We start from the raw sequence: 327 nt of genomic DNA, 5'->3' as shown, positions 1-327 counted from the left end.
TCTAAATAAGCGATAGAACTTGGTTTATAAAAATCCACTTGTTTAGCGATAGCTTTTTGTGAATAGGGCAGAAATTCTAGTTCTTTTTGCAAATAAGCGATAAGCTCTTGCGCTTTTGATCCTCTTTGAGAGCGGGGTTGTTTAGAGTTTGGGAGGTGTTTTGGCTGGATAGGGGTTTGATTGGTTTTTGTGGGTTTAGGGGTTTTGCATTCAGCTTCTACTTCTATACCAATACCAGCCTTAATTCCTCCTTTTTTAATAAAGAATTGATTATGTTTTTCTTGGCAATTTTGTTCTGCGTATTTAATGAAATCTTTCTGTTCTTTA

The 327-nt window shown here is 35.5% G+C and carries 1 protein-coding gene; it reads right to left on the bottom strand.

The features are described 5' to 3' along the window. Window positions 1-327 (bottom strand): DUF874 family protein (locus BZK24_RS08115; RefSeq protein ID WP_143424404.1); only part of this gene is annotated, 327 nt, incomplete at both ends.

It is taken from the genome of Helicobacter pylori (genome assembly GCF_001998165.1).
GTDB classification, from domain to species: Bacteria; Campylobacterota; Campylobacteria; order Campylobacterales; family Helicobacteraceae; genus Helicobacter; species Helicobacter pylori_DL.
This window is presented reverse-complemented; position numbering and strand designations above follow the sequence as displayed.